This window comes from Streptomyces sp. NPDC004610, assembly GCF_040609715.1.
In the GTDB taxonomy this organism is placed as follows: domain Bacteria; phylum Actinomycetota; class Actinomycetes; order Streptomycetales; family Streptomycetaceae; genus Streptomyces.
Genome location: NZ_JBEXLA010000004.1, coordinates 225112 through 247263 on the forward strand (window position 1 = coordinate 225112; position 22152 = coordinate 247263).

The 22152-nt window shown below is 71.9% G+C and carries 20 protein-coding genes; 11 read left to right on the forward strand and 9 right to left on the reverse strand.

Annotated elements, in window-relative coordinates:
- Positions 1–151 precede the first annotated feature (151 nt).
- A complete protein-coding gene (ppgK, locus tag ABZX40_RS06405; RefSeq protein WP_355748093.1) occupies positions 152–898 on the forward strand; it encodes a polyphosphate--glucose phosphotransferase in 747 nt (248 codons plus the stop codon).
- 26 nt (positions 899–924) lie between these two features.
- On the opposite strand, the gene ABZX40_RS06410 is transcribed toward ppgK, so the two are convergent.
- On the reverse strand, positions 925–1377 hold the full coding sequence (locus tag ABZX40_RS06410; RefSeq protein WP_355748096.1) for a DUF6542 domain-containing protein: 453 nt from the start codon (positions 1375–1377) through the stop codon (positions 925–927).
- Between the two features lie 435 nt (positions 1378–1812).
- On the opposite strand from ABZX40_RS06410, the gene ychF reads away from it, so the two are divergent.
- Entirely contained in the window at positions 1813–2901 is a 1089-nt protein-coding gene (gene ychF, locus ABZX40_RS06415) for a redox-regulated ATPase YchF (protein ID WP_355748099.1), read from the forward strand.
- A gap of 134 nt (positions 2902–3035) precedes the next feature.
- Here ychF and ABZX40_RS06420 read toward each other — a convergent pair whose 3' ends face one another.
- The 3 genes from ABZX40_RS06420 to ABZX40_RS06430 form a co-directional block, all read right to left on the reverse strand.
- Complete coding sequence (locus ABZX40_RS06420; protein WP_099130288.1) at positions 3036–3299, reverse strand: type II toxin-antitoxin system RelE/ParE family toxin; 264 nt, start codon at positions 3297–3299, stop codon at positions 3036–3038.
- Entirely contained in the window at positions 3292–3561 is a 270-nt protein-coding gene (locus ABZX40_RS06425) for a type II toxin-antitoxin system Phd/YefM family antitoxin (protein WP_019434848.1), read from the reverse strand. Before ABZX40_RS06425 ends, ABZX40_RS06420 begins: the two co-directional genes overlap by 8 nt.
- Before the next feature lie 322 nt (positions 3562–3883).
- Positions 3884–4492, reverse strand: coding sequence for an SUKH-4 family immunity protein (locus tag ABZX40_RS06430; protein ID WP_355748104.1), 609 nt, complete (start codon positions 4490–4492; stop codon positions 3884–3886).
- 322 nt (positions 4493–4814) lie between these two features.
- On the opposite strand from ABZX40_RS06430, the gene ABZX40_RS06435 reads away from it, so the two are divergent.
- Positions 4815–5063, forward strand: a complete 249-nt coding sequence (locus ABZX40_RS06435) for a hypothetical protein (RefSeq protein ID WP_355748107.1) — start codon at positions 4815–4817, stop codon at positions 5061–5063.
- A gap of 129 nt (positions 5064–5192) precedes the next feature.
- Here ABZX40_RS06435 and ABZX40_RS06440 read toward each other — a convergent pair whose 3' ends face one another.
- Both ABZX40_RS06440 and ABZX40_RS06445 read right to left on the reverse strand, forming a co-directional pair.
- The gene (locus ABZX40_RS06440) at positions 5193–5687 is read right to left on the reverse strand and encodes an NUDIX hydrolase (RefSeq protein ID WP_355748110.1); all 495 of its coding nucleotides are present in this window, start codon (positions 5685–5687) and stop codon (positions 5193–5195) included.
- A gap of 282 nt (positions 5688–5969) precedes the next feature.
- Positions 5970–6881 (reverse strand): LysR family transcriptional regulator, encoded by a 912-nt coding sequence (locus ABZX40_RS06445; protein ID WP_355748113.1) that lies wholly within the window; start codon positions 6879–6881, stop codon positions 5970–5972.
- A 146-nt stretch (positions 6882–7027) separates the two neighbouring features.
- Here ABZX40_RS06445 and ABZX40_RS06450 point away from each other — a divergent pair, with 146 nt between their 5' ends.
- The 8 genes from ABZX40_RS06450 to ABZX40_RS06485 all read left to right on the forward strand — a co-directional run bounded on the left by ABZX40_RS06450 (position 7028) and on the right by ABZX40_RS06485 (position 17788).
- Positions 7028–7858 carry an oxidoreductase gene (locus ABZX40_RS06450; RefSeq protein ID WP_355748115.1) on the forward strand — a complete coding sequence of 277 codons (831 nt, stop codon included), beginning with the start codon at positions 7028–7030 and terminating at the stop codon, positions 7856–7858.
- Between the two features lie 276 nt (positions 7859–8134).
- Entirely contained in the window at positions 8135–9769 is a 1635-nt protein-coding gene (locus ABZX40_RS06455; RefSeq protein ID WP_355748118.1) for a S8 family peptidase, read from the forward strand.
- A gap of 213 nt (positions 9770–9982) precedes the next feature.
- The gene (locus ABZX40_RS06460) at positions 9983–11170 is read left to right on the forward strand and encodes a DUF4190 domain-containing protein (RefSeq protein ID WP_355748121.1); all 1188 of its coding nucleotides are present in this window, start codon (positions 9983–9985) and stop codon (positions 11168–11170) included.
- A 146-nt stretch (positions 11171–11316) separates the two neighbouring features.
- Positions 11317–12069 (forward strand): GntR family transcriptional regulator, encoded by a 753-nt coding sequence (locus ABZX40_RS06465; protein WP_355748124.1) that lies wholly within the window; start codon positions 11317–11319, stop codon positions 12067–12069.
- A gap of 401 nt (positions 12070–12470) precedes the next feature.
- A complete protein-coding gene (locus tag ABZX40_RS06470; protein ID WP_355748127.1) occupies positions 12471–12668 on the forward strand; it encodes an SPOR domain-containing protein in 198 nt (65 codons plus the stop codon).
- 1141 nt (positions 12669–13809) lie between these two features.
- Positions 13810–14220 (forward strand): (deoxy)nucleoside triphosphate pyrophosphohydrolase, encoded by a 411-nt coding sequence (locus ABZX40_RS06475; RefSeq protein WP_355748130.1) that lies wholly within the window; start codon positions 13810–13812, stop codon positions 14218–14220.
- Positions 14221–14492: 272 nt separating this feature from the next.
- Complete coding sequence (locus tag ABZX40_RS06480) at positions 14493–14900, forward strand: ATP-binding protein (protein WP_355748133.1); 408 nt, start codon at positions 14493–14495, stop codon at positions 14898–14900.
- A gap of 251 nt (positions 14901–15151) precedes the next feature.
- Positions 15152–17788: a SpoIIE family protein phosphatase gene (locus ABZX40_RS06485; protein WP_355748136.1), complete on the forward strand. Its 2637-nt coding sequence runs from the start codon at positions 15152–15154 to the stop codon at positions 17786–17788.
- Positions 17789–17919: 131 nt separating this feature from the next.
- Here ABZX40_RS06485 and ABZX40_RS06490 read toward each other — a convergent pair whose 3' ends face one another.
- From ABZX40_RS06490 to ABZX40_RS06500, 3 genes are read right to left on the reverse strand one after another with little or no spacing between them, the layout of a single operon-like run.
- Positions 17920–19251: a hypothetical protein gene (locus ABZX40_RS06490; RefSeq protein WP_355748244.1), complete on the reverse strand. Its 1332-nt coding sequence runs from the start codon at positions 19249–19251 to the stop codon at positions 17920–17922.
- A gap of 52 nt (positions 19252–19303) precedes the next feature.
- On the reverse strand, positions 19304–20077 hold the full coding sequence (locus tag ABZX40_RS06495; protein ID WP_355748139.1) for a succinate dehydrogenase/fumarate reductase iron-sulfur subunit: 774 nt from the start codon (positions 20075–20077) through the stop codon (positions 19304–19306).
- Positions 20074–22149, reverse strand: a complete 2076-nt coding sequence (locus tag ABZX40_RS06500) for a fumarate reductase/succinate dehydrogenase flavoprotein subunit (protein WP_355748142.1) — start codon at positions 22147–22149, stop codon at positions 20074–20076. The genes ABZX40_RS06495 and ABZX40_RS06500 overlap by 4 nt, the downstream gene beginning before the upstream one ends.
- Between the last annotated feature and the right edge of the window lie 3 nt (positions 22150–22152).

Below are 22152 nucleotides of genomic sequence, written 5' to 3' on the forward strand. Positions count from 1 at the left end.
GAGGCTTTCGGGGTGGCGCAGTAGCACCAGCTGTGGGCAGCCCCCTGCCTGTCTCCGGGGAAGCGGAGCAGCCGCCGTGGGCCGCACCCGTGGGCAGCCGCTTCACGGGTTCCGGGGAGTGACCGTCAGTGGTCCGTCGTAACGTGGAGCCATGCAGATCTTCGGCGTGGACATCGGCGGATCCGGCATCAAGGGCGCCCCTGTGGATCTCGACAGGGGCGACCTGGCCGAGGAGCGCTTCAAGGTGCTCACCCCGCACCCGGCGACACCGGACGGCGTGGCCGACGGGGTACGGCAGGTCGTGGAGCACTTCGGCTGGACGGGCCCGGTCGGGCTGACCTTCCCGGGCGTCGTCACCGGCGGCCACACGGTCCGTACGGCGGCCAATGTGGACAAGAGCTGGATCGACACGGACGCGCGGGCCCTGTTCAGCGGGGCGCTCGGCGGGCTGCCGGTGACGGTGGTCAATGACGCGGACGCGGCGGGCGTCGCCGAGATCGCCTTCGGCGCCGGCCGCGACCGGGCGGGCACGGTGATCCTGCTGACCTTCGGCACCGGCATCGGCAGCGCCGTCTTCGTGGACGGCGTCCTGGTCCCCAACACCGAGCTGGGCCATCTGGAACTGCACGGCCACGACGCCGAGAAGCGCGCCTCCAGCAAGGCCAAGGAGGACCACGAGCTGACCTGGGAGCACTGGGCGCACCGGGTGCAGAAGTACCTCGCGCATGTGGAGATGCTCTTCTCGCCGGAGCTGTTCGTCATCGGCGGCGGGGTGAGCCGCAAGTCCGACAAGTTCCTGCACTTCATCGAGGGCATCCAGGCGGAGATCGTCCCGGCACAGCTCCAGAACAACGCGGGGATCGTGGGGGCGGCGATGAGGGCGGCGAAGGCGGAGTAGGGGGCGCCCCGGGGGGACCCCTGCGATCAGGACTGCCGCGCCGAGGCCCGTCGCCGCGCGGTCGGCCCCTGGGACATGGCCCGCCGCCGGGCCATGTCCCGCATCTTCCGTACGGTCGCGATGGACCCGGCGACCAGGGTGCCCCCGTAGAGCCACCCGGCCTCGGTGGCGAGGGCGGTGAACAGCCCCATCAGCCGGTCCAGGATCCCGTCCCCCTCGGCGATCGGCAGCAGCCCGACGGCGAAGGCGATCGGTACGACGACGGGTGCGGTGACCAGATCGCCGGGCCGCACCCAGAGCGCGGTGAGCGCGCACACCGGCAGGAACAGCACGCCGTAGACCGTCACCGAGCCGCCGAAGAGCAGCCCGATGAGCAGGGCGAGGACGAGCATGACGCCCACGCAGAACAGCCCGCCGCCGAGCCCGGTGAGTCGGGGACCGGGCAGCCGACGCCCCGGCGGTCGGGTCGGCGCGGCCACCGGGGAAACGGCACGCCGCGCAGCACCACCCCCCCGCCCCGCTCCCTGCTCACCCGCTCCCGGCACGCCCACCCCCACCCGCCCGGCCCGGCCCTGCGGCGGCACGGGCGTCACTCGCCGCGCCCCACCGCCCCCGCCCTGCCGTACCTGACCGCTGCGACGGCTCTGGCCACCCTGGCTCGCCCTGTGTTGCTCCACTGGACCAACTTAGGTCGGTTTATGTGCCGAATAGGCCGACAGACACGCCGGTGGGGAGAGCTTGGCCCGCCGTTCGAACGGGCCGTCGGAGGGGGAGGGACCACCCCGTAGACTGGTGGATCGGCCGGTTCGGCCGGTTCGGCGGGACCAGTTCGGCGGGACCGGTTCGGTGAGAGGCACCGCATCGCCCCTCCCGGCTCACCCTCCAGTCCCTCTCACCCACGGGAAGACGTCAACGTGTCGCTCACGATCGGAATCGTCGGTCTGCCGAATGTCGGCAAGTCGACCCTGTTCAACGCCCTGACCAAGAACGACGTGCTCGCGGCCAACTACCCGTTCGCCACGATCGAGCCGAACGTGGGTGTGGTCGGCGTCCCCGACCCCCGGCTCACCAAGCTGGCGGAGATCTTCGGCTCCGCGCGGGTGCTGCCGGCGACGGTCGACTTCGTGGATATCGCGGGCATCGTGCGCGGCGCGTCGGAGGGTGAGGGCCTGGGCAACAAGTTCCTGGCGAACATCCGGGAGTCGGACGCGATCTGCCAGGTCATCCGCGCCTTCAAGGACGAGAACGTGGTCCATGTCGACGGCAAGGTCTCGCCCAAGGACGACATCGAGACGATCAACACCGAACTGATCCTGGCCGACCTCCAGACGATCGAGAAGGTCCTGCCGCGCCTCCAGAAGGACGCGCGGATCAAGAAGGACCTGGCGCCGAAGGTGGCGGCGGTCGAGGAGGCCAAGGAGATCCTGGAGCGCGGCGACACGCTCTTCGCGCACGGCATCGTCCAGGGCAGCGAGAAGGCGTCCCCCCTGCACGACCTGCACCTCCTCACCACGAAGCCCTTCCTCTACGTCTTCAACGTGGACGAGGACGAACTGGTCGACGACTCCTTCAAGGCCGCCCAGAGCGCCCTGGTCGCCCCCGCCGAGGCGATCTTCCTGAACGCCAAACTGGAGGCGGACCTCGCGGAACTGGACGAGGCGGACGCGATGGAACTCCTGGAATCCGTCGGCGCCGAGGAACCGGGCCTCGCCACCCTCGCCCGCGTCGGCTTCAACACCCTCGGCCTCCAGACCTACCTCACCGCCGGCCCCAAGGAATCCCGAGCCTGGACCATCAAGAAGGGCGCGACAGCCCCGGAAGCTGCGGGCGTCATCCACACGGACTTCCAGAAGGGCTTCATCAAGGCGGAGGTCATCTCCTTCACCGACCTGGTGGAAACGGGTTCGGTGGCGGAGGCACGGGCGAAGGGGAAGGCCCGGATGGAGGGGAAGGAGTATGTGATGCGGGATGGGGATGTGGTGGAGTTTCGTTTCAACGTGTAGTCATGGACTTACTGCATGTGACGTGATTGGTCGAGTGCGCAGCTCAGAAGGGGTCGGACTCTGTCGAGTCCGACCCCTTCGTCGTCACCGTGCTGGATGGGTGCTGGATATTCTGACGTGGAGTCAGCGAGCAATCAGGTCTCGTAAACGGTGGACCGGTGTCCCACGTGAACGACCCAGATCACCAGCTCGCCGTTGTCGATCGTGTAGACGACGCGGTAGTCGCCCACTCGCAGGCGACGGCGTTCTGGCTGTGACACGAGCGCGGTGGTGTTGAAGCCGAGAGGGTCGGTCTCCAGCTCGGTCAGCTTGGCCAGGATGCGCAGCGCCATGTCGCGGGGGATCTTCCGAAGCTCGGCCTGCGCCTCAGGGCGGAAGACGGTTCGGTACTCACTCACCGCGCGCCAGCGTCTCCCGCATGATGTCCTCGATCGGGATGCCGGGTGCTGGGTTGGCCATGCGCTCGTCGATGATCCGATTGATCTCGCGCTCTTCCCATTCCTGGTACTTGCGCAGCACCTCGATGGACACCACGGCGGCGACTTCCTTGCCCCGGCGCGTGATCACCGTGGGTACGTCGTCGCGGTCCGCGCGCTCCACGACCTCGGCCAGATGTGCGCGCACGTCGCGAATGGACTCTATGGGCAGTGGCTGCGTCATGCGCTCAAGCGTACCGAGTGTTCCATGTGTACACAATGTCGCGGGCGGGTGACCCGCCCTCGCCGCGGACGTGCGTGCTGGGCGAACCCGCACGGTGCTGGATTGGTGCTGGATGGCCGCTTCCAGTACCGCGTTTTCGCAGGTCATAGCTCCGCGCTGAAAGTTCCGGTTCAATGTGCAGGGCACGTATCGGTATGAGCGTGCGGGTGACGCACCAGCCCGGGTGAAGATCACCTTGCCGGCCACCAGACCGTGCGCGCCCCCGCCTGGCAGTCGCGGGTGTGAGGGTTTGTTCAGCCACCTACGGCCTTCGGGGTGGCCCTCACCCGTACAGCGCCCGGCCCCCCGGGCTGTCGCCCTTGAACCGCTGGCCCGCCGCGATCTCTTCGCCGATCACCGACCAGGCGGTCTCGTCGTCCTGGAAGGGGAGGGGGTCGATGTCCGTCGTCTCCCGGCCGATGCGCTCGACCTCGCGTTCCAGTCGCTCGAAGCCCGCCTCCTCGTCGTCGCCGAAGGTGAATTCCTCCAGCAGTCGCTGGAACCGGACGGTGACCTGGATCAGGGAAGAGACGTCCGTGTGGAGTCCGGTCACGCTCTCCTCGTCGGCGTCGAAGGCGTACACCGTGCCGGAATCGGGGTCCAGGGCGAGGTGGGCGTTGAGCAGCCAGCCGATGACGGGCCAGGCGGTCATGTCCGGCGAGGCGTCCGCGAAGTCCTCGGTGTCGAGGACGTCCTGGACGAGGGGCAGCCGGCCGGAGTTCTCGTCGGGCTCGCGCAACCGGAGCGTTCCGGTGGGGACGCCGACGGTCTGGAGGAGGCGGGCGCCCTCGGTGTCCGCGGCGGCGGGCGGGAAGGCGGCGGCGGGCAGGGACGCGAGTCGTTCCTCGACGAAGAAGCCGGCGAGTTCGCTGCGGGTGATGTCGAAAAGCACGGCCGGAACTCCGAATTCGGCTGCGGTGGCGGCATGGGCGCTGTGGCCCGGATCAGTGGAGGGACAGGGGCGCCATGACAGTGTCGGGGATCGGGCGTGGCGCTTTTGGTGAATCCGGTTCCATTCCGCCCCCTTCGTCTCGCCCGCCTGTGCCTGTACCGTGCTCGACATTCCGATTCGATGAACGGGCCACGCACTGGTGTGCCTGCACCCGGCCGAACGGGAGTCGGGGCTCGATGCCGCTACGAGGGGGCCCGCCCGGCCCGTGCCGTGCGTGACGCGTACGCCGGAGCGGGAGAGGACGCTGATGAAGGGGGACGGCGTGAGGCGCACCCTCGCCGCGAGGGAAGTCGTGGGCCCCGACGAGGTCACCTTCTCCGAAGTGTGGATATCCGGCGCGTTTCTGCTTTTCGGTGTGGTGGTGTTCGCGCTCAACGCCCAGCACATCAGGAAGTCGGAAGTGGACCGGGTCAGGAAAGGATGCGTCCTCGCGTTTGTTGCCTCGCTCTATCTGGCCATGACGCTGCTCGTCACGGCCTGGACCTTGGTCCACGCGATCCGTAACAGCTAGGCGGTGGACCGGAGTTAGGCTCCTCCCTCTCACACCCCATAAGCCGCCAAAAACACCCCACAAGCCGCCCCCGCCCTCCGCCGTCTCCACCTCCGCCCCAGAACGCTTCCGAGGGATCTCCGCCGCTCCCTACCCGCCTCTCGTCAGCTCCGCCAGACAGGCATCCAAGGGCTGGATCGGCGCCCCCAGCAGCGCCTCCTGCGGCGCCCCCAGCGGCTCCCGTACGTCCCACCAGTGGACGGCCATGGTCTCGACGTTGGGCCGGAACATGCCCGGAGGGTTCTGGGCGGCCTCCCCGGTGAACAGGGCTCCGTACTCCGTGCGTCCCTCGGGGGCCAGGACGAAGCGGGCGTAGCCCGTGAACCGCAGGGCCCCGGCGGGCCGTTGGCCGGACTCCTCCCACAGCTCGCGGACGGCCGCCTCGCGCGGGCTCTCGCCGGGGTCGATCAGTCCGCCGGGCAGTTCCCAGGCGCGCCGGACCCGGTGGAGGACCAGCAGCACCCGGTCGGCCTGCCAGAGGGCGACCAGGGCCAGCGGCAGCGGCGCGTCGGCCGGGGGTTCGCTCTCCGGAGAGCGGAGGAAGTCGGTGAGCGCGTTGCCCCGCCCGTCGTCGGCCAGGGTCATGAACGGGCCGTCGCTTCCCGGGTTGGGGGCTGGCTCTCCGGTCGGCGGTCGAAGGTGGTGAGCGCGTTGCCCCGCCCCCGTCCGTCAGGGTCATGACCGGGCCGTCACCTCCCAGGCCGGTGGCTCGTTCTCCGGCCCGCGGTCGAAGGTGGTGAGTGCCTTGCCCCGCCCGTCGTCCCTCAGGGTCATGACCGGGCCATCACCTCCCAGGCCGGTGGCTCGCTCTCCGGCCCGCGGTCGAAGTCGGTGAGCGCGTTGCCCCGCCCCCCCCATCCGTCAGGGTCATGACCGCCCCGTCACCTCCCGGCACGCCCCCGCATACCCCCGTACCAAGGCCCGGTGCTGCTCCTCGCCCCGGCGCCAGGCCAGGACGTACTGGCTGGGACCCAGCCCCGTCACCGGTCGGACGGTCACCCCGCCCAGGGTGATCAGCGGGGCGTTGCCGGAGGCGACCAGGCAGATGCCGAGCCCGGCGACGAGGGCCTCGTACGTCTCCTCCGTGCCCGCTATCTCCGCGCCGATCCGGGGTGGGGCGGTACGGGCGTCGAGGCCGAGGAAGTGGTCGCGGAGGCGGCCCGCGCTGTGCGGGAGGGCGAGGAAGGGCTCGTCGGTCAGGTCGGTGAAGTCGATTGTCGTGCGGGTGGCGAGTGGGTGGTGGTCGGGGAGGGCGACCAGGCGGGGTTCCTCGGCGACCACCGTCCAGTCGTACCGTTCGGGCTCGGTGAGCGGGAGCCAGACGAAGGCCACGTCCGTGCCGCCGTCCGCGAGTCCGGCCGTCGGGTCGTCCCAGCCGATCGGGCGCAGCCGGACCGTCGCCTCGGGGTGCGCGGCGCAGAACCGGGAGCGGATCGCGGGGAGCAGCCCGCCCCGGCCGGGACTGGTGCTCAGCCCGACCACCAGCGTGCCGCGCCGGGCGGCCCGGGTCTCCTCGACGGCCGCCGCGCCCTGCTCCCAGGCGGCCAGCACCCGGCGGGCGTGCGGCAGCAGCGCGTCCCCGGCGGCGGTGAGGGTGACGCCCCGCGGATCCCGCCGGAACAGATCCACACCGAGCTGCCGCTCCAGCGCCCGGATCTGCTTGCTCAGCGCGGGCTGGGACACGTAGAGCCGCTCGGCGGCCCGGGTGAAGTGCAGTTCCTCGGCGACCGCGATGAAGTACCGCAGATCCCTGGCGTGTACGTCCGGTGTCGCGGTCATGGTCGTCGGACCGCCTCGGTGCCCGGATCGTCGTCGTCCCGTGTCATAGCCATCGGTTATCAGGCTAGATCTTGGACCCCGTCGCGCGCCACGGCGAGGCTGGTGGGGACGGGAAATGGCAGGGGAGACGACAGCCGGGAGGCGTGATGAACAAGGTGTGGTTCGTGACGGGCGCGAGCAGCGGGTTCGGGCGGGCGATCACCGAGGCCGCGCTCGCCGACGGCGATGTGGTGATCGGCTCCGCGCGGCGCGCGGCGGCGCTGGACGATCTGGTGGCGGCGCATCCGGATCAGGTGGAGGCGCTGGCGCTGGATGTCACCGACACGCGGGCCGCCGAGGCGGCGGTCGCGGATGTGCTGGCGCGGCACGGGCGGATCGATGTACTGGTCAACAACGCCGGGCGGACGCATGTGGGGGCCGTGGAGGAGACCACGGACGACGAGCTGCGGGCGCTGTTCGATGTGCATGTCTTCGGTCCGGCGGCGCTGACCCGGGCGGTGCTGCCGGCCATGCGGGAGCGCCGGTCGGGCGCGATCGTGCAGCTGAGCAGCATGGGCGGGCAGCTCTCCTTCGCGGGCTTCGGGGCGTACAGCGCGACCAAGTTCGCCCTGGAGGGGCTGTCGGAGGCGCTGGCGGACGAGGTGCGGGAGTTCGGGGTGCGGGTGCTGATCGTGGAGCCGGGGGCCTTTCGGACCGGGCTGTTCAAGGGCGGCACGGCCGGGGCGAGCGCGGACGGCGGGCACTATCCGGCGGTCACCGGCACCCGGGAGATGGTCGCCGCCGGGGACGGCAGCCAGCCCGGCGACCCGGCGAAGGCGGCGGCCCTGGTGCTGGCGGCGCTGGCGGCGCCGGACGCCCCGCTGCGGCTGCCGCTGGGCGAGGACGCGGTGAGTGCCGTACTGGCCCACGCGGACCAGGTGCGGGCGGAGGTGACGGCCTGGGAGAAGCGGACCCGGGACACCGCGCTGGAGGAGTAGCGGAGGGGCAGGGTCTGACGGCCCTTCTGCTGATGCAACGGTCAGTAGAAGGGCCGTCAGGCCGTGCCGCGCGGGCATGTCGGGGGTGTGGCGCGAACGTGACGACCGTGCGGGGCCTCTTGTGCAAATCCTGTGGAGGCATCAATCTTTCGGCTGACACACCGGTGCGCGCTCTGGATTGACATGGACCTGTCATAAATGGGTCCGGTCTGCCCGGATCCGCGTACCGCACCACCCCCACACACCGACGCACCACCGATGAGGAGGATCCCTCGGATGGCAGTGATGCGTACTCCCCACGCCTCCCCCCACGCTTCCCCCCATGCCTCTCCCCACGCTTCCCCCCACTCCGGCGCCACCCGGCGAAGACTGACGGCGATCAGCGTCTTCGCCTCGGCGGCCCTCGCCGCCGGTCTCATATCCGCCCTCCCGGCCGGAGCGGCGCCCGCGGCCGAAGGGCGCATCCAGTACGAGGGCGCGGCGAACGCCGTCGCCGACAGTTTCATCGTCACCCTGAAGGCCGACCACGCCCGCGCCGGCACCGCCGCGGGCAAGGCGATCACCGACAAGTACGGCGTCGGCATCGAGCGCACGTACAAGAAGGCCCTGAACGGCTACGCCATCGAGGCCACCAAGGCCGAGGCCAAGCGTCTGGCCGCCGACCCGGCCGTCGCCTCCGTCGTCCAGGACCGCACCTTCACCATCGCCGCCACCCAGCCCAACCCGCCCTCCTGGGGCCTGGACCGCATCGACCAGCGCAATCTGCCGCTGGACAACTCCTACACCTACCCGGACCACGCCGGGCAGGGCGTCACCGTGTACGTCATCGACACCGGGGTCCGCATCACCCACAGCGACTTCGGCGGCCGGGCCAGCTACGGCTACGACGCCATCGACAACGACAACACCGCCCAGGACGGCCACGGCCACGGCACCCATGTCGCCGGTACCGCCGCGGGCACCGCGTACGGTGTCGCCAAGAAGGCGAACATCGTCGGTGTCCGGGTGCTGAACAACTCCGGGTCGGGGACCACCGCGCAGGTCGTCGCCGGGATCGACTGGGTGGCGCGCAACGCGGTCAAGCCCGCCGTGGCCAACATGTCACTCGGCGGCGGCGCCGACACCGCGCTCGACACCGCCGTCCGCAACGCCATCGCCTCCGGCGTCACCTTCGCCGTCGCGGCCGGCAACGAGTCCACCGACGCCTCCACCCGCTCGCCCGCCCGGGTCACCGAGGCGATCACGGTCGGCGCCACCACCTCCACCGACGCCAAGGCGACCTACTCCAACTACGGCTCCGTCCTGGACCTGTTCGCGCCGGGCTCGTCGATCACCTCGGCCTGGAACACCAGCGACACCGCCACCAGCACCATCAACGGCACCTCGATGGCCACCCCGCACGTGGCGGGCGCGGCGGCGCTCCACCTGGCCGCCAACCCGACCGCCACCCCGGCCCAGGTCTCCACGGCGCTGACCACCGCGGCCACCCCCAATGTCGTCACCGGCCCCGGCACCGGCTCCCCGAACCGGCTGCTGTACGTGGGCGGCGGCACCCCCAACCCGCCCGGCCCCCGGTTCGAGAACACCGGTGACTACGCCATCGCCGACAACACCACCGTCGAGTCCCCGGTGACCGTCTCCGGCGTCACCGGCAACGCCCCCGCCGCGCTCTCCGTCGAGGTGCACATCGTGCACACCTACATCGGCGACCTCCAGGTCCAGCTGATCGCCCCGGACGGCACCGCGTACACCCTCAAGGCGTACGGGACGGGCGGCAGCGCCGACAACATCGACACCACCTACTCCGTCAACGCCTCCTCCGAGGTGGCCAACGGCAGTTGGAAGCTGAGGGTCAGCGACAACGCCAACGCCGACACCGGCCGGATCGACGCCTGGGCGCTCCAGTTCTGACCCCGGCACAGCACCGGCGCGCGCCGAGGGCCTCTGACGGTCTCTGACGGCCCCTGATGCCCCTGACGCCCCTGATGAACGCATCCCGCACCCCGCCCCCGCGGACGGTCACCGGTCACCCGGTCCACCGCGGGGGCGGGGCACGTACGATGCCGGGACCCGCGCGGATCGCCGCGGACCCCCCGACTCGCCCCCGCCAGGAGCACGGCACCCGTGTCCATACCCCCGCCGCCCCCGGACCCCCAGCAGCAGCCGCCGTACGGCGGTGGCCACGGCTACGGCTATCCGCCGCCCCCGCCACCCGGCCCCTATCCGCCGCAGCAGCCCTGGACCCCGTACCCGCCGCAGCGGCCGTCGCTGAACGCGCTCGCGGTGGCCGCGCTGGTGCTGGGCATCCTGTGTCTGCTGCCCGGCGTCGGACTGGTCCTCGGGCTGGTGGCGCTGGCCCAGATCCGGCGCAGGGGCGAGCGCGGCAAGGGCATGGCGATCGCCGGGGCGGCGCTGTCGACGGTCGGCCTGGTGCTGCTGACCCTGTTCTTCACCACGGGCGCCTCCGGCGAGTTCTGGGACGGCGTCAAGGAGGGCGTCCGGGAGAGCAGCGACCTCGACGTCCCCAAGGGCAGTTGCTTCGACATCCCGGACGGCACCGCCGACGGCGGGGTGGCGTACGACGTCGAGCAGGTGCCCTGCGCGACCGAGCACGAGGGCGAGGTGTTCGCCACCGTCACCCTGCCCGACGGTGACTTCCCCGGCGACGCCCGCGTCACGGACATCGCCGACGAGCGCTGCTACGCGCTGACCGACGCGTACACCATGGACACCTGGGCCGTCCGGGACGACGTGGACGTCTACTACCTGGTCCCGATGCGGGAGAGCTGGGACTTCGGGGACCGGGAGATCACCTGCTTCTTCGGCCATGTCGACACCGGCGCCATGCTCACCGGCTCGCTGCGCGCCGACGAGACCACCCTGGACGAGGACCAGGTCCTCTTTCTGACGGCCGAGCAGCTCCTGAACGAGGCCATGGACGCCGTACCCGAGGAGGAGTACGTCGAGGACGACCTGCCCGGTCACCAGGAGTGGGCGCGCGAGATCGAGGGCGCGCTCGGCGAGCAGATCGCGATCCTGGACGGGCACACCTGGCCGTCCGGCGCCGAGGACCAGGTCGGCGACCTGGTCGAGGACCTGGAGGAGGCCCGCACGGCCTGGGGCGAGGCGGCGGACGCCACCGACGCCGACACCTACTACATCCATATGGACAAGGGGTTCGTGATGACCGACCCCGAGCGGTCCGTGCCCTCGCGCGAGGCCCTGGACCTGGAGACGACCCCGCCCTACAGCTACGACGACGAGGGCGCTCCGTCGGAGGGCGGCTCCACGGGCGGCGGTGTCGACGTGTGAGCGGCGCTCCAGCGGGGAGAACGTGCCTGCATAGCGCATTCCCGACCCCGTGTCATCACATCGAGTGATTCTCTGGCCTTTGCTTGCACCGCACAACCCACGGTTGCGACGCTGTTGCTGTCTGTACAACCTGATGGGAGCGGCCAGTGACTTTCGGTGAGCAGCCGGCGTACCTGCGTGTCGCGGGTGATCTCCGCAAGAAGATCGTCGACGGGCAGCTCCCGCCGCACACCCGGCTCCCCTCCCAGGCCCGCATCCGCGAGGAGTACGGCGTCTCGGACACGGTGGCGCTGGAGGCGCGCAAGGTGCTGATGGCCGAGGGCCTGGTCGAGGGCCGCTCCGGGTCGGGAACGTATGTGCGGGAGCGGCCGGTGCCCCGCCGTATCGCCCGCTCCGGATACCGCGTGGGGAGCGGGGCGACGCCGTTCCGGCAGGAGCAGGCCGACGCCGGGGCGCGGGGCACCTGGGAGTCGGGCAGCGGCCAGACCGAGGCGGGCGGGGCCATCGCGGAGCGGCTCGGCCTCAAGCCGGGGGAGCGCGTGATGCGGACCCGGTACGTCTTCCGGGAGGCGGGGGAGCCGATGATGCTCTCCACCTCCTGGGAACCCCTCGCCGTCACGGGGCGCACGCCGGTGATGCTGCCCGAGGAGGGGCCGCTCGGGGGGATGGGGGTGGTGGAGCGGATGGCCGCCATCGACATCGTGGTGGACAACGTCACCGAGGAGGTCGGCGCCCGCCCCGGACTGGCGGAGGAGCTGCTCGCTCTCGGGGGTGTTCCCGGCCATGTCGTGATCGTCGTCCAGCGCACGTTCTACGCGTCCGGGCGGCCCGTCGAGACCGCCGATGTGGTCATCCCGGCGGACCGGTACCGGGTGGCGTATCACCTGCCGGTGCGGTAGCGCGCGGGGCTGACCGGCGGCTCCGGGCGCTGGTCCGCAGGGGGCGCGCTCCCTGTGTCGAAGTGCGCTCCGTGTGAGCCAGCGCGCGCCGTCGCGCAAGTCCTTCTCGGTCGCCGGTGGGCCGGGGGTGGGGTGCGGGTGGCGGGGGGTGGGGTGTCGTCGCAGGTCGCCGGGGTGGGGCGGGCGGCGCCGGGCGTTGGATGCGCGGGAGTGCGCGGACGGCGCGTTCGCTGGCGCGCGCCCCCTGTGTACTGGCTGGTTGCGTGCCTCTTTGTGAAAAGTCGTATTCGCTGCGTGAAGGTAAGGCGTAGGCTCGGGCATATGCGGATTGCGGTTTCCTTATCGGGTGGGGCTCGGCCGGGGACGCGGCGCGTCGGGGCGGGAAGGAGCGGAGGGACGCGATGAACGACAGCACGGTCGTACTTCCCTGGCTCGTGATACGGCAGGACGACAACGGCAACCGCTACCGCGTGGGGAGGTACGCCACCCGCGCCGAGGCCGAGCAGATAGCCGACAGCCTCGACAGCCGGGGCCACAAACAGCTCTATTTCGTGGAACGCATCGACGGCCCTGACGAGGACCCCGACGGTTCGGGGTGACCGGGGTCGGCTCCCTCCAAGACCGATGCGGGGCGGCGGGCCGCCGCGCTGTCCTGCCGGGGGTGACCGGCGCCGCCCTGGCCGACCGGCGTCGGCTCTGCGGTCCCGGCGTTCGGCGGTGACTGACGTTTACTCTGCCGCGTTGGCTCGGCCCGGTTGACGGGTGGTGCTCCGGCTGACTGCTGCGCTGGCCCCCGGCGGCGACTGGCGCTCCCCCGGCTGACCGGTGCGGGCGCCCTGGCTGCTGGCGCCGACTGAGCCGACTGGCTGCGCCTCGGCTGACCCGTGGTGGCTGGCGCCGACACCACAGACCGGCTGCGGCCCGGCTTGCTGGCGCCGACTCGGCGGCTTGGCTGGGGCCCGGTGACAGGTGTTGTCCCAGCTGACTGCTGCCGCCCAGGCCCTCGGCGGCGAACGGTGTCGCTCCGGCCGACCGGCGGGCGACCGGGGCCGCCTCGGCACCCGGCGTGATGGGCGCGGCCCCAGCCGCGGGTGGCGGGCATCGGCCCGGCGTACCGGCGGCGCCCGGTGCCGACCCGCGCCGATCCGGCCGACCCGCGCCGATCCGGCCGACCCGCGCCGATCCGGCCGACCCGCGCCGATCCTGCCGCCCGGCGCCGACTCGGCACTGCCCTACGGGCTGCTGCCGACCCGGCCCACCAGCCCCCTCCGTGCGCCCTGGCTGGCTGCCGCCTCCCCCAGCCCACTCGCGCCGATCCTGCCGCCGCCCGGCGCCGACCCGCCACTGCCCTACGGGCTGCTGCCGACCCGACCCACTCGCGCCGATCCTGCCGCCCGGCACTGCCCTGCGCGCTGCTGCCGGCCGGCCCACCAGCACCCCCCGTGCGCCCCGGCTCGCTGCCGCCCCCCCAGCCCACTCGCGCCGCCCCAACCGACGGGTGGCGAGCGACCCAGGCTGACCGGGGACCGACGGGCGGCGCCCCGCCCGGCCGGAGCCACCGGCACCGCACCGCCCCCACCAGAGCCGACCGGCCCGACTGGCGGCCACCGGAGCCCACCGCCCCACCCCGCCCCCTCCGCCCCACCCCGCCCCCTCCGACCGGCCCCGCCCCCTCCGGACCGGCCCCGCCTCTCCGACCGGCCCCGCACACCCCCCACCACCCCCGATTAGGCTCCCCGCATGAGTGAACGCATCCTCGTCGTCGGAGCCGCCCTGTTCGACGGGTCCCGGCTGCTCGCTGCTCGTCGTAGTGCGCCGCCCGACGCGGCCGGGCGGTGGGAGCTGCCCGGTGGCAAGGTGGAGCCCGGGGAGCGGCCCGGCGCCGCGCTGGTGCGCGAGTTGCGCGAGGAACTCGGCGTCGAGGCCGACACCGTCGCCCGGGTCCCCGGTGAGTGGCCCCTCACGGGGCCCTATGTGCTCCAGGTCTGGACGGCCCGGCTGCGGCCCGGCTCCCCGGCGCCCGAGCCGCTGGAGGACCATGACGATCTGCGCTGGCTCGACCCGCACGAGATCTGGGACGTCGACTGGCTGGACCAGGATGTGCCCGCCGTCCGCGCGGTGGTCACGCAGGGTGAGCGGGGCGCGGGCTGACCCCGGGCTGAACCCGGGCTGAACCCCGTCGAAGGTAAGAGAAAGAGCGGCCGGTGCCCCCGCGCACATCCGTCCGGACCCAGCGCATCCACCGGCGCACAATCCCCTCCCCGCCCCCCTGGTCACGCGCTGCGTACGCCCTGGGTGCCTCGGTGCGCCCAGGGTCTTCCTTACCCGAGTCTCAGATTCGACGGCGATAGAGCCCTCCTCATGGCGGGTATGTCGGTATTAATCCCACGAAACAAGACATCTGTGGGCTCGCGGTCTGGGAAGTGATCGGTGTGATCGACACCGAAGGTGACTGCGCCGAGTGGACCTTTCCCGCGGATCCGGGGGCCGTGCGCACCGCGCGCGCCCAGGTCCGTGAGCAGCTCCGGGCCTGGTCCCTGGAGAACCTCAGCGATCTCGCGGCGCTGCTGGTCAGCGAGCTGGTGACCAATGCCCTGCGGCATGCCACCGGCCCGGTCGGACTGCGTCTGAGCCGGCGCGGTGGGCTGCCCGGGATGCTGCTCGTGGAGGTCTCCGACTCGCTCCCCGACCTCCCCACCGAGCGCGCGCCCGACCCCGAGGACGAGAGCGGCCGGGGTCTGCTTCTGGTCGCCTCCTCGGCCGACCGCTGGGGCACACGACCGGACGACAGCGGCAAGACGGTGTGGTTCGAATTGGCGGTACCGGGGTGAATCGGGTGTACAGCCGGGGTGCCCCTGTCCCGCGGATGGTTCAGGCCACTGGCGCCAGCCTCCGAAGGTGATTCGACGCCGTGTCCGCTGGTTAGAAGACTGGTTGTGTTCTCGCAGCGCGGGCCGAAATGCACCCGGACCGTGCTGTGATCGTGAACACCGTGTTGTGCGGCCCCGTAGTGCTGGATACTGCGGGCAGCCGCCACCCGGTGACCGGTGCCGGGCGCGGTGAGCTGGAGGGGACGGTTCGCGTGAGCGAGATACCAGCGAAGGCCACGGAGTCCGAGGACCCGTTGGGCCGAGCGAGGCGGACTGCCGCACAGGCACCCGCCCGCGCGATGGGCGGCGCCCTCGCCCTGGGCGAGGCGCGGCCCGGTGACGCCCTGTGGCAGAGCAGCCCGCCCGGCTCCCTCTACGACTACATCAAAGTGGCCTCGTTCTCCGTCGGCCCCGACGGACTGGTCGACCAGTGGAGCCTGCGGGCCGAGCAGCTCTTCGGCATCCCCGCCGCGCGGGCCGTCGGCATGGACCCCATCGAGGCGTTCATCGACCCCGAGTTGCGCGAGCGCGGCCAGCGCAAGATGGCCGAGATCCTCGACGGCCGGGAGTGGACCGGCCTCGTCCCCTTCCGGACACCGGCGCTCTCCGACGGCACCCCCGGCGAGGAAGGGCTCGCCGAGGTCTACGTCATGCCGACCCGGGCCGAGAGCGGGGAGAGAGCGGCGCTGTGCATCGTCGTCGATGTCCGGGTGCTCCGCCGGATCGAGACCGATCTCGCCGCCTCGCAGTCGATTTTCGGCCAATCTCCGTTCGGCTTCGTGCTGATCGACACCGAGCTGCGGGTGCGCCGCGCCAACGCCCGGTTCGCCTCCGTCTTCGGCGGTGTCCCCGACGACCACCGTGGCCGCAGCGTCCACGACTATCTGCCCCGCCCCGAGGCCGAACGCGTCCTCGCCACCCTGCGCCGGGTGCTGGAGACCGGTGAGTCCATCACCGATATGCACATCACCGGCCATGTCCCCGGCTCCGAGGACCGCCGCCACTGGTCCGTCAACCTCTACCGCGTGCACAGCGGCACCGGCCGCCCCATCGGCATCGCCTGGGTCGGCACCGACATCACCGCCCGCCGCGCCGCCGCCCGCGAGGCCGCCGCCGCCCGCCGCAACCTCGCCCTCCTCAACGAGGCCGGTGCCCGCATCGGCAACTCCCTGGACCTGGAGACCACCGCCCGCGAACTCCTCGACGTCGCCGTCCCCGGCTTCTGCGACCTCGCCAGTGTCGACCTCTACCAGGGCCTGCTGGCCGGTGACGAGACCCCGCCCGGCCTCGCCGACGGCAGCGCCGAACTGCGCCGGGTCGCCTACGCCAGTGCCGTCGCCGACCTCCCCTTCACCGGCACCACCACCCCCGTCCCGGTCGGCGCGGTCCACCACTTCTCCTTCAACTCCCCGCACGCCGACGCCCTGCGCACCGCCCGCACCCGGTACGTCCCGCCCGAGGAGGGCGGCCTGGTGCAGTCCACCCTCGCCGTGCCGATGGTCGCCCACGACACCGTCGTCGGACTCGCGCAGTTCTCCCGGACCAAGGGCAGCGAGCCGTTCGGCGACCGGGACCGGGAACTCGCCGTCGAACTGGCCGCGCGTGCCGCCGTCTGTATCGACAACGCCCGCCTCTACCGCCGCGAGCACGAGCGCGCGCTGATACTGCAACGGTCTCTGCTGCCGCCCGGCGACCCCGTCGCCTCCGGACTCGACATCGCCTGCCGCTACCGCCCCGGCAACGCCTCCACCGGCCGCCCCAGCGAGGTCGGCGGCGACTGGTTCGACGTCATCGAACTCCCCGGCCACCGCACCGCGCTGGTCGTCGGCGATGTCATGGGCCGCGGGCTGCGCGCCGCCGTCGCCATGGGCGAACTGCGCACCGCCGTGCGCACCCTGGCCCAGCTCGACCTGGAACCCGCCGAGGTGCTCTCCCAGCTGGACGAGATCGCCCGCGGCCTCGGCACCCCCGGCGGCATCCAGCAGGCCACCCGCGCCGCCCGCCGCCCCCGCGAGGCGGATCTCTCCGAGGTCTACCTCGCGACCTGCGTCTACGCCGTGTACGACTCCGTGACCCGCCGATGTACCTTCGCCAACGCCGGTCACCTCCCACCGGTCCTGGTCGAACCCGGCGAGACCGCGCTGATGCTCGACGTACCGCCCGGCATGCCGCTCGGCGTCGGCGGCGAACCCTTCGAGGAGGTCGAGGTCGAGCTCCCCGAGGGCGCGCTGCTCGCGCTCTACACGGACGGACTGGTCGAGTCCCGGGACCATCCGCTGGACGAGGGGCTCCAGGCGTTCGTCGGAGCGCTCACCGACCCCTCCCGGCCCCTGGAGGACGTCTGCGACCACGTCCTCACCACCCTCGACACCCATCACGGCGAGGACGACATCGCCCTTCTCATGGCCCGGGTGCAGGGCCTGCCGTCCGACTCCGTCGGCGACTGGACGCTGCCGCGTGAGCCGCGGAGTGTGGGGCGGGCGCGGGAGTACGCCCGGGGGCAGTTGGTGAGCTGGGATCTCGAACCGCTCGTCGATACGACGGAGTTGCTGGTCAGTGAGCTGGTGACGAACGCGCTGCGGTACGGGGAGGGGGACATCCGGCTGCGGTTGCTGCTGGATCGCACGCTGGTGTGCGAGGTGTGGGACTCCGGGCTGGTGCAGCCGCGGCGGCGGCGGGCGCGGGATACGGACGAGGGGGGGAGGGGGCTTCAGTTGGTGGGGTTGTTGTCGGCGGCGTGGGGCTCCCGCCGGACCCCCCGGGGGAAGACCGTGTGGTTTGAGTTGCCGTTGCCTGATGGGGAGGGCGGGGTTGTTGATCCTGCGGAGGCGTTGTTGAGTTTGTTCTAGGGGTTTTCGGGGGTTGTGGGGTGGGTGCGGGTGGGGTTGTGGCTGGTCGCGCAGTTCCCCGCGCCCCTAAAAGATTGCGCAGTTCCCCGCGCCCCTGAAAGGCTGTGCCGTTCCCCGCGCCCCTGAAAGAGCTAAGTGACGCGGCGTTGTCGGGTTTGTGGGCCGCCGTAGCTGGGTGGGGTGTCTCCCAGGAGGATGCCTCCCAGGGTTGCGCCTGAGGTTCCTGCTTCTTGGGGGGTGTCGGGTGGGTGGGGGTTGCCGTGGGTGCGGATCTGTTGTTCTGCCTGGGCTCGGGAATCGAGGGCCAGGGTGTCTGACCGGAGCGGGTCCGTGGGGAGGAGGCGGAGTGCCGTGGCCAGGAGGGTGCGGGGGGTCGCGGTGATGGCCGCTCGGTGGGTCGTGATGTACGCCTGCGTCGTCGCCGTGCTGCTGTGGGCGGGGAGGGGCGATGCCGTGCGGCGGCGCAGCAGGTCCAGGGGGTCGTAGGGGGGAGCCGGGGGCTCGGTGTCCGGGTCCTTGCGGACGAGTGCCTCCGCCGCCGCCAGGTCCGACTTCAGCCGGGTCACCGCCTCCAGCAGCACGGATGCCTGCGACACCGCCCCCTCCGCCGCCCTCAGCTGCGCCGCCGCCCCGGCGGGGTCGTCGCGGTCGGCGTGCCGGCGGGCGTGGTTGAGGCGGAGCGCGGCGAAGACCAGCCGGTCCCTGGCCTGCTCGGCGAAGCCGGTCACGGGCGCGGTGGCGGCGGGGGTGTGGCGCTCCGCCAGATCCAGGACGGTCCGCTCGGCCGGGGCCACCCGCGCGGTCAGCTCCCGGAACCGGGACTCCGCCCGCTCCAGCGCCGGGGTGAGAGCGCCCTCCAGATCGCGGGCCGCGTCCAGCGCGGGCGCCTCGGCGTCCAGCAGCCGCCCGGCCTCCGCGCAGCGCCCGGCGATCCCGGTGAGCGCCTGCCGCCGGGCCGGCTCGTCCTCCGGTACGCCCTCGTCGTAGCGGTGGCGGATCGCGAAGGCCGCTGACAGTTCCGTCTCGGCGTGCTGGAGGGCGTGCCGGAAGGGGGCCGCTGTGCCCGGGTCCCAGCCCGCTGCGGCGAACTCCAGTTCCTCGCGGCTGGTGCGGACACTGTCGTCGGCCGCCACCAGCAGCGCCCTCGTCTCCTCGTCCAGCCGGGGCAGGGGGGAGGGCGCGTTGGCGGGTGGTGGGGACGGGGTCGTACGGGCGTGCAGGCGGCGGGTGCGGCGGAGATAGCCGTAGGTACCGGCGACCACCGCGCCCACCGCCACGATCAGCGGCAGCGCGAGATCGGCCGCCGAGGTGCCCTCCTGCTGGGCGGCCCGGTGGCCCCGGGCGACCGGGAGCGCCAGGCCCAGCCAGAGCACCGCTATCACCACGCCGAGCGCCGACTGGGCCAGGCGCGCGGATATCTGGGCCCTGGCCCGCTTGGGCCTGCCCCGGATCAGGGAGCGCATCACATTTCGGAGCGTATGGGGAGGTATGCGGCTCCGCGAGCCGGGTGTGCCGTCAGGAGGGGGAGCGCCTTCTGATCTTCGAGCCCAGCCAGACCAGGGGGTCGTACTTGCGGTCGACGGCCCGTTCCTTCAGGGGGATCAGCGCGTTGTCGGTGATCTTGATGCCCTCGGGGCAGACCTCGGTGCAGCACTTGGTGATGTTGCAGTAGCCGAGGCCGTGCTCGTCCTGGGCGGTGGTCCCGCGGTCGAGGCCGGAGTCCTCGGCGGCGTCCAGCGGGTGCATGTCCAGCTCGGCGACCCGCATCAGGAAGCGGGGGCCCGCGAACGCCTGCTTGTTCTCCTCGTGGTCACGCACCACATGGCAGGTGTCCTGGCACAGAAAGCACTCGATGCACTTGCGGAACTCCTGCGAGCGGTCCACGTCCTCCTGGAACATCCGGTACTCCCCGGGGCCCAGGTCCTTCGGCGGGACGAAGGCGGGGACCTCGCGGGCCTTGGTGTAGTTGAAACCGACGTCCGTGACCAGATCGCGGATGACCGGGAAGGCGCGCAGCGGGGTGACCGTGATCGTCTCGTCCGGCTCGAAGACCGACATCCGGGTCATGCACATCAGCCGCGGGCGCCCGTTGATCTCCGCCGAGCACGAGCCGCACTTGCCCGCCTTGCAGTTCCAGCGCACCGCCAGATCGGGCGCCTGGGTGGCCTGGAGCCGGTGGATGATGTCGAGCACCACCTCGCCCTCGTTGACCTCGACCGCGAAGTCCTCCAGACCGCCGCCCCCGGTATCGCCGCGCCACACCTTGAAACGGGCCTTGTAGCCGCTCACTCGTACAGCTCCTCTTCGGCGAGGTACTTGACCAGCTCCTCCTTGTCGAACAGGGCGAGCAGGTCCGGGCGGATGGGTTCGGTGTTCTCCCGGGTGAGATCGATCCGGCCGTGCACCGAGCCGGTCCCGGCGGGGTCGTGCAGCGCGCAGACGAGGTTCACATTGCGCCAGCGGCGGTCCATCTCCGGGTGGTCCTCACGGGTGTGGCCGCCGCGCGACTCGGTGCGCTCCAGCGCCGCGCGGGCCACGCACTCGCTGACCAGCAGCATGTTCCGCAGGTCCAGCGCCAGGTGCCAGCCCGGGTTGAACTGGCGGTGCCCCTCGACGCCGGCCCGCCCGGCCCGCTCGCGCAGCTCGGCCAGCTTCTCCAGGGCGTGGGTCATCTCGCCCTCCCGGCGGATGATGCCCACCAGGTCGTTCATGGTCTGCTGGAGCTCCTGGTGGAGGGTGTAGGGATTCTCCGGCGGGCCTCCGGCCCGATCGCCCCCTGCCGGGTTGCCCCCTGCCGGGTTGCCTCCGGCCCGATCGCCCCCTGCCGGGTTGCCCCCTGCCGGGTTGCCTCCGGCCCGATCGCCCCCAGGCGGGTTGCTCCCTGCCGGGTTGCCCGCCGGTTCACCCCCGGAGGGTTCCGTCGCCGAGAACGGGCGCAGCGCCTCCGCCTCCGCCAGGTCCACGGCGGTGTCCGGCACCCGGGGCCGTTCGTCCGCCCCGGCGTCGTACCCGGCCGCGTACTCCGCGGCGTGCCAGCCCGCGCGGCGGCCGAAGACCAGCAGATCGGAGAGCGAGTTGCCGCCGAGCCGGTTGGAGCCGTGCATCCCGCCGGCCACCTCACCGGCCGCGAACAGCCCCGGCACCCCGCGCGCCGCCGCCGAGTCGGAGTCGACGGCGATCCCGCCCATCACGTAGTGGCAGGTGGGGCCGACCTCCATCGCCTCGGCGGTGATGTCGACATCCGCCAGCTCCTTGAACTGGTGATACATCGACGGCAGCCGGCGCTTGATGACCTCGGCGGACATCCGGGTCGACACATCCAGGAACACCCCGCCGTGCGGGGAGCCCCGGCCCTCCTTGACCTCGGAGTTGATGGCGCGGGCGACCTCGTCGCGGGGGAGGAGTTCGGGCGGGCGCCGGTGGTTCTCCGGGTCGTCGTACCAGCGGTCGGCCTCGGCCTCGGTCTCGGCGTACTTCTCCTTGAAGACATCCGGGATGTAGTCGAACATGAACCGCTTGCCCTCGGAGTTGCGGAGCACCCCGCCGTCGCCGCGCACCGACTCGGTGACCAGGATGCCCTTCACCGACGGCGGCCAGACCATGCCGGTCGGATGGAACTGCACGAACTCCATGTTCAGCAGGGGCGCCCCGGCCAGCAGCGCCAGCGCGTGGCCGTCGCCGGTGTACTCCCAGGAGTTCGACGTCACCTTGAAGGACTTGCCGATGCCGCCGGTGGCGATCACCACCGCCGGGGCCCGGAGCACGAAGAAGCGGCCGGTCTCGCGGTCGTAGGCGAAGACCCCGGCGACCCGGCCGTCCTCGTCCTGGAGGATGCGGGTGACCGTGCACTCCTGGAAGACCTTCAGCCCGGACTCGTAGTCGCCGCTCTCGCGGTGGTCCTGCTGCTGGAGGGCGACGGTGCGCTGCTGGAGGGTGCGGATCAGCTCCAGGCCGGTGCGGTCGCCGACATGCGCGAGACGCGGGTACTCGTGCCCGCCGAAGTTGCGCTGCGAGATCCGGCCGTCCTCGGTCCGGTCGAACAGGGCGCCCCAGGTCTCCAGCTCCCACACCCGGTCCGGGGCCTCCTGGGCGTGCAGCTCGGCCATCCGCCACTGGTTGAGGAACTTCCCGCCGCGCAGGGTGTCGCGGAAGTGGGTCTGCCAGGTGTCGTGCTCATTGGCGTTGGCCATGGCGGCGGCGATCCCGCCCTCCGCCATCACCGTGTGCGCCTTGCCGAACAGCGACTTGCAGATCACGGCCGTACGGGCGCCCCGCTCGCGCGCCTCGATCGCCGCCCGCAGCCCGGCGCCACCGGCCCCGATCACGACGACGTCCCACTCCTGCCGGTCGACCACGGACATCAG